The following is a 6924-nucleotide window of genomic DNA, read 5'->3' as shown; positions in this document are numbered from 1 at the left end:
GCCGGTCGCAGCGCGGTGCTGCGCGGGTTCCTGGAGCGGCCGCGCATCTACCTCACCGATGCCTTCCACGTGCGCTGCGATGCCGCGGCGCGCCGCAACCTGCAGGAGGCGCTGGATGCCCTTGCGGCGGGGAGGTTGTTCGCTCGCGACCTATAATCCGCGCTGCCCAAGGTATCGCAAGATCTTTTGGTTGCCTGCGCAGGCAAAGTCGAATCTCACGGCGGCGCGTCGGACCAGGGTTGCCACGACGAGAAAAACAACAGGTGACTCCCGCAAGTGAAAATGCCGTAACGTGGGCCGCGTAAGAGCCTACGACCAATTCTGCGAAGCCCGCCCGGTTCCCCGGCGGGCTTTTCCGTTTTCAGGCCATCGTGTCGGGCAGCACCCCCAGGGACCGCAGCTGCGCCACCTGCGCGTCGCTGTAACCGTGCGCGGCGAGGATCTCCGCCGCATGCTGGCCGAAGGTCGGCGACGGCAGGGGCTTGCCGCCGGGCGTGTCGCCGAAGCGCACCGGCTTGCCGAAACCCCGGTAGCGGCCCACCACCGGATGCTCCATGTCTTCGACCAGCCCCTCGGCCAACACCTGGGGATGGTCGAACATGTCCTCCACCGACCGTGCGGCGGCGCACGGGACGGCCTCGCCGAAGATCGCTTCCCATTCCAGCGCGGTGTGCTGCTGCAGCGCGGCGCGCAGGCGCGGCACGATTTCGTCGGCATGCTGGGCGCGCTTGCGCACCGTGTCGTAGCGCGGATCGTCGGCGAGCGCGTCGAGGCCGGTGCGGCGGCACAATTCGCGCCAGAAATGCGGCGTGTTGGCGGACAGGTACACATGACCCTCCCGCGCCGGATGCAGCCCGGTGATGCCGCCGGAACGCATGTCGCGCCCTACGTCGCGGCCCTCCCCTTCGGCCCAGACCATGCGGGCCGACTGCATCGCCAGCGCGCTGCGCAGCAGCGACACGCCGACGTACTGGCCGCAGCCGGAGCGGGTGCGCTCGAACAGCGCTGCGCTCACGCCCATCGCGAGCATCGCCGCCGCGTAATAGTCGACCACCGATCCGTACAGGATCTCGGGCGGCCCGCCCGCCTTGCCCTGCAGCATGCACATGCCTGACAGCGTCTGCAGCACCTGGTCGTAGCCGGCCTTGTCCTTTAGCGGGCCGGTATCGCCGTAGCCGGTCATGGCGCAGTACACCAGCCGCGGATAGCGCTCGCGCAGCTGCTCGTAGCCGATGCCCAGCCGCGCCGGCACCGACGGCCGGAAGTTGTGCACCAGCACGTCGGCGTCCTGCAGCAGGCGGTGCAGCACCTCCAGCGCCTCGGGCTTCTTCAGGTCGAGCGCCAGGCCACGCTTGCCCCGGTTCACGCCCATGAAGGCGCGGCTTTCCGCGGCCAGCGTGGATGGGTACTTGCGCAGGTTGTCGCCGGTCGGCGGCTCGATCTTGACGACCTCGGCACCCATGTCGGCGAGCAGCGTGCAGCCGTAGGGGCCGGCGATGTAGGCGCTCAGGTCCAGGACCCGGATGCCGGCGAGCGGGCCGGGGGCCGGGCTGTCGGCGGATGCGGTCGTCGTGTTCATTCGGCGGTGATGCGGGCGGCCTTGGCGACGCGGGCGGACTTGGCGAGGTCGGCCGCGATGAACTGCGCGAACGCCTCGCGGGTGCTTTCGGCCGGGGTGAAGTACAGCGTGCGCAGCTTCTCGCGCGTCTCGGGCAGCGCCATGATGCGGCGCAGCTCGGTGTTGAGCCGGTCGAGGATCGGCGCCGGCGTCTTCGCCGGCGCGGCCACGCCGATCCAGCCGATCGCCTCGAAGCCCGGCACGCCCTGCTCCGCGATGGTGGGCGCATCCGGCAGGAAGGGCGACCGCTGCGCCGACCCGACGCCCAGCACCCGCAGGCGGCCGGCCTTGATCTGCGGCAGCACCGCCGGCAGCGCGTCGAACATCACCTCGATCTGGCCGCTGATCACCTGCGGCTGCGCCTCGGACACGCCCTTGAACGGCACATGCACCATCTGGATGCCGGTCTGGCCGATGAATGCCTCGGTCGCCAGGTGCGAGGTGGTGCCAATGCCGGCGGAGGCATAGCTCATCGACTTCGCCTTCGCCGCAGCGAGGAACTGCGGCAGGTCCTTCCACGGCGCATTGGCGGCCGTGACCAGGGTCTGCGTGACCGTGCCGAGGTTGGTGATCGGCGCGAAGTCGCGGATCGGGTCGTACGGCAGCTTGGCATAGAGCGCCGGCGCGACCGCGAAGCCGCCGCTGGTCGCCATCACCAGCGTGTAGCCGTCGGGCGCGGCCTTGGCGACGAAGTCGGTGCCGATGGTGGTGCCGGCGCCGGGCTTGTTGTCGATCACGATCGGCTGGCCCAGCGCGCGGCCGAGCTGGTCGGCGACCACGCGTGCCAGGATGTCGGTCGCCTGGCCGGCGACGATCGGGACGACCAGCCGGATCGGCCGGTTCGGATAGTCGGACTGCGCCCAGGCTGCGGGAAGCGCCGCGGTGGCGATGGCAGCGGCGGACGAGGCGCAGAACGCGCGGCGGTTCAGTTGCATGGAAGTCTCCTGTCGGGTTGGTCTTGCGGAAGGCGCGGTTCAGAAGCCGTAGAGCCGGGCCGGGTTGTCCACCAGCACCCGCCGGCGCACGGCATCGTCGGGCAGCCATTCGGCCAGCAGGTCGAACAGCCGGGCGTCGTCCGGCTTGTGGGTTTCCTCGGTCGCGTGGGGCCAGTCGCTGCCCCACACCAGCCGGTCGGGCGCCGCCGCGACCCATGCACGGGCGACCGCATGGGTGTCGGCATATCCGGGTGGCCCATACGAGGTGTTCAGGTAGGCGCCGCTCAGCTTGAGCCAGGCGCGGCCATCCTGCAGCAGGCCGCGCACCGTGTCGAAGGCTGGATGGGTCAGACCCGCCGCACCGTGCGGCAAGCGGGCCAGGTGGTCGAACACCACCGTGCAGGGCAGCCGTGCGATCGTGGCGGCGTGCGCCGCGATCTGGTCGGCCTGCAGGTGCAGCTGCAGGTGCCAGCCGAGCGGTGCGATGCGCGCCGCGAGCGCCTCCAGCATGTCGATGCGGGTCGGCGCACCGGTCGCGGCATGCAGCGTCATGCGCACGCCGCGGATGCCGCCGGCATGCAGGGCCGCGAGTTCCGTATCGGCCACGTCGGGCGTGACGACCGCGATACCGCGGGTGCGGTCGCGGCCGAGCTGCGCGATCGCGTCCAGCGTGCACCGGTTGTCGGTGCCGTAGACCCGCGGCTGCACCACCACCGCGCGGCGGGTGCCGAGCCGGCGCTGGATGCGGACATAGTCCTCGGCGGTTGCCTGCCGCGGCGTGGCGGTCAGCGCGGGTCCGTCCGTCTCGGGAAAACGCGCGTCGTAGACATGGATGTGCGCGTCGCAGGCATCCGGAAAGCCCGACGTGTGCGGCGGCGCGGTGCCGGCGGAATTGGAATAGGCGGTCATGGGCAGGCGCTGCGCAGCGCTATTCCTGGCTGATGCCGGCTTGGCGGGCGATCTTCTGCCAGTACGGGATTTCGCTGCGCACCTGCTGGCCGAACTGCGCGACCGAGGCCGAGAACGGCTCGGCGCCCTCGCGCAGGAAGAAGGCCTTCATGTCGGCGGAATTCACAATGCGCGCGACCTCGGCATTGATCCGCTGCAGCACCGGGTCGGGCACGCCGGCCGGTGCCAGCAGCCCCCACCAGATCTCGAAGTTGAAGCCCGGCGCGGCGCTGGCCATCGGCGGCAGGTCGGGCGCGATCGGGCTCTGCTGCGGGCTGGTGACGGCGATCGCCCGGGCCTTGCCGGACTTCAGCGCCGCCTGCAGCGACGGGCTGCTCGCGATCAGGATATCCACCGCGCCGCCCATCAGGTCGTTGGTGGCCGGAGCCATGCCCCGGTAGGGGATGTGCGTGATGAACGTGCCGGTGCTGGCCTTCAGCAGCTCGGTGGCGAACTGGTTGGTGCTGCCCGGCCCGGACGAGGCGTAATTCAACTTGCCGGGCTGCGCCTTGGCCAGCGCGACCAGCTCCGCCGGCGTCTTCACCGGCAGGTCCTGGCGCACCGCGACGAGGAAGGCACCCCGGGCCATCGGCGCCACCGGCACCAGCGACTTCACCGGGTCGAACGGCAGCTTCGGCTGCACCGCGGCGTTGGTCACGTAGCTCGACGACACCGCGACCAGCGTGTAGCCGTCGGCCGGCGCCTTCGCGACCAGGGCGGTCCCGAGGCTGCCGCCGGCACCCGGCTTGTTGTCGATCACCACCGGCTGGCCGAGCGCGTCGCCGAGGCGTTTGCCTACCGCGCGGGCGAACACGTCGTTGGAGCCGCCCGGCGGGTACGGCACGACGATGGTCAGCGCGCGGGACGGCCAGCTGTCCTGCGCGAGCGCGGGCTGCGCGGCGCCGGCGAGGGCCGAGACGGCGAGCACGGCCAACAGGCCGGCAGCAGCCCGGCGGCTGGACGAAGGGTGGAGGGGCATGGGGTGGGTCTCCTGTCGTTATGGATGCGGGAACGGCGCCGGCAGGCCGGCTCAGGCCGGGGGTATCAGGCCGAGCGCGCGGGCATCGTCCACGATGCGCTGCGCGCGGCGGACGAACGGGCCGTCGACCATGCGGCCGTCGACCACATAGGCGCCGACGCCGCGCGCCTCCGCGTCGCGGGCAGCGTCCAGCACCCGCAGCGCATGCGCGATCTCGGCGTCGGCCGGCCGGAACACCCGGTGCGCCAGCGCCACCTGCGACGGATGGATGCAGCTCTTGCCGACGAAGCCCAGGCGCCGCGCCATGTCGGCCTCGGCCATGTAGCCTTCGGTGTCCTGCACATCGGCGAAGGCGGAATCGACCGCATAGACGCCTGCTTCCCCGGCGGCCAGCCGCACGGCGAACATGGCCGCATGGACGTTCGCCACGTCGCGCCGGGCGATGCCGAGCGGCTCGAACAGGTCGCCGAAGCCGAGCTGCAGCCCCGCCACCCGCGGATGCGCGGACGCCAGTTCGGCGGCCCGCCGCAGGCCGCGCGGCGATTCGATGTTGAGCAGCAGGCCGACTGGCGCCGTCACACCGTTGCGCCGCTCGGCGGCTTCCAGTGCATCGGCGGCGGTGCGCACCTCATCGGGCGTTTCGGCCTTCGGCAGGTTAAGCAGGTGCAGGCCGTCGCGGACCACCGCCTCCACGTCGGCCGCGAAATGCGGCGTGGCGAGCGCGTTGACCCGCACGATCAGCGTCTTGCCGGCGGCATGCGCCTCGGCCGACTGCAGCAGGTCCGCAACCGTGCCGCGGGCCTCGGCCTTGCGTTCCTCGGCGACGGCATCCTCCAGGTCGAAGGACAGCGCGTCGGCCGGACCGGCCAGCGCCTTGGAAAAGAGTTCCGGACGGGAGCCGGGGACGAAGAGCTTGCTGCGCACGGGACGGGGCTCCTGGGAAGGACGAAGTCGCTGGAGCCGCGAGTCTGCGCCGCTTCTTCGCCAAGAAGAATGGGGGCGATCTATTTTTAGAATGAAGATTTCCTTGCGTCCCGACCGATGAACACCGACTTCCTGCAGAGCTTCGTCGCGGTGCTGGACCACGGCTCGATGGCCGAGGCGGCACGCCGGCTGCAGCTCACCCCGGCGGCGGTCGGCCAGCAGCTGCGGGCGCTGGAACGCGAGCTGGGCACGCCGCTCTTGGTGCGGGCCGGCCGGACCGTGGTGCCGACCGAGGCCGGCGCACGCATCGCCCCGCACGCACGCGACCTGCTCGCGCAGGTGACCGGACTGCGTGCCGCCGCCCACGACGACCTGCTGGCCGGCGAGATGCGGCTGGGCGCCGGCACCAACGCGTTGCAGGGCATGGTGCCGGACCTGCTCGCGGCGATGGTGCAGCGCTATCCGGGCATCACCGTGTTCGTGCAGCCCGGCTTCTCGATGGACATGTACCCCGCGGTGCTGCGCGGCGAGCTGGACGTGGCGATCGTCATGCAGTCGCCGGTGCCGCTGCCCAAGACGCTGTGCTGGCAGCTGCTGCACGAGGAGCCGCTCGGCCTGCTGGTGCCGGAGCGCTGGGCCGGCGCAGATCCGCATGCCTTGCTGCGCAGCGAGCCGCTGATCCGCTACGACCGCAGCCAATGGGGCGGCCAGCTCGCGGACGGCTACCTGCGCCGCGCCGGCATCGTGCCGCGCGAGCGGTTCGAGATCAACGCGCTCGGCGCGATCGCGGTGATGGTGGACCGGGGCCTGGGCGTGTCGCTGGTGCCGCGCTGGGTGCGGCCGTGGCCCGAGGGCCTGCGGGTGGCGCACCTGCCGCTGCCGCTGCCCTGCGAGCCGCGGCGCATGGGGCTGGTCTGGTCGCGTGCGGCGCAGCGGCTGCGGCTGGTGGAAGCCTTCCGCGACGAGGCGGTGGCCCGCGCCCGGGCCACGCCGGCCGCGGGCGGGCCGTCAGCCTCGGCCGGCAGCGGCTGCGCGTGAGGCGGACCGGGTGAGCGCGGCGAACAGTCCGCCGCCCACCATGCTGCCGAGCTGCATCCAAAGCAGCCCGTCCCAGGTCCGGGTCGCATAGATCAGCACCGGCATCGGCGCTACCGCATCGGCTATCCGCACCGCCACCACCAGCCCGATGCCCGCGGCCCAGGCGAACAGGCCGATGCGTCCGGCCGGGTAGCGACGTGCCACCCAGCCCGCCAGCGCGAAGGCGGGCAGCCAGGCCGCCAGCACCAGCCCGGCGTAGATGGGGCCGAAGAACACCAGGTCCTGCAGCGTGGTGCGCAGCCGCGTAGCGGCATCCACCGCCACGCCGAGGCCGGTGACGGCCGAGAGGTTGAACTGGGTCTGCACCACCGACCCCCATGCCGCGGCCAGCAGCAGGCCGGCGCCGAAAGCGAGCAGCCAGCGCCGCCGGGATGGGGGTGCAGCAGAAACGTCGGGCGAAGGGACGACAAGGGACATGGCGG

The 6924-nt window shown here is 71.8% G+C and carries 7 protein-coding genes; 1 reads left to right on the top strand and 6 read right to left on the bottom strand.

The window, feature by feature from the left end:
• Window positions 1-361 precede the first annotated feature (361 nt).
• Genes QZ500_RS17675 through QZ500_RS17655 form a run of 5 tightly spaced genes read right to left on the bottom strand, consistent with a single transcriptional unit; the run spans window position 362 to window position 5404 of the window.
• Window positions 362-1579, bottom strand: coding sequence for a CoA transferase (locus QZ500_RS17675; protein ID WP_295857090.1), 1218 nt, complete (start codon window positions 1577-1579; stop codon window positions 362-364).
• Entirely contained in the window at window positions 1576-2553 is a 978-nt protein-coding gene (locus QZ500_RS17670) for a tripartite tricarboxylate transporter substrate binding protein (RefSeq protein ID WP_295857088.1), read from the bottom strand. The genes QZ500_RS17675 and QZ500_RS17670 overlap by 4 nt, the downstream gene beginning before the upstream one ends.
• A gap of 39 nt (window positions 2554-2592) precedes the next feature.
• Entirely contained in the window at window positions 2593-3462 is an 870-nt protein-coding gene (locus QZ500_RS17665; RefSeq protein WP_295857087.1) for an amidohydrolase family protein, read from the bottom strand.
• Window positions 3463-3481: 19 nt separating this feature from the next.
• The gene (locus QZ500_RS17660) at window positions 3482-4480 is read right to left on the bottom strand and encodes a tripartite tricarboxylate transporter substrate binding protein (protein WP_295857085.1); all 999 of its coding nucleotides are present in this window, start codon (window positions 4478-4480) and stop codon (window positions 3482-3484) included.
• Window positions 4481-4531: 51 nt separating this feature from the next.
• Window positions 4532-5404, bottom strand: a complete 873-nt coding sequence (locus tag QZ500_RS17655; protein ID WP_295857083.1) for a CoA ester lyase — start codon at window positions 5402-5404, stop codon at window positions 4532-4534.
• A 117-nt stretch (window positions 5405-5521) separates the two neighbouring features.
• Between QZ500_RS17655 and QZ500_RS17650 the strand changes: the two genes are divergently transcribed.
• The gene (locus QZ500_RS17650; RefSeq protein ID WP_295857081.1) at window positions 5522-6442 is read left to right on the top strand and encodes a LysR family transcriptional regulator; all 921 of its coding nucleotides are present in this window, start codon (window positions 5522-5524) and stop codon (window positions 6440-6442) included.
• Here QZ500_RS17650 and QZ500_RS17645 read toward each other — a convergent pair.
• Complete coding sequence (locus QZ500_RS17645; RefSeq protein ID WP_295857079.1) at window positions 6413-6919, bottom strand: hypothetical protein; 507 nt, start codon at window positions 6917-6919, stop codon at window positions 6413-6415. The genes QZ500_RS17650 and QZ500_RS17645 overlap by 30 nt on opposite strands.
• Window positions 6920-6924 lie beyond the last annotated feature (5 nt).

The organism is uncultured Xylophilus sp., assembly GCA_913776965.1.
Lineage (GTDB): Bacteria > Pseudomonadota > Gammaproteobacteria > Burkholderiales > Burkholderiaceae_C > Xylophilus.
Note: the sequence above shows the minus strand (reverse complement) of the source record. Positions and strands in the feature narration are given on the sequence as shown.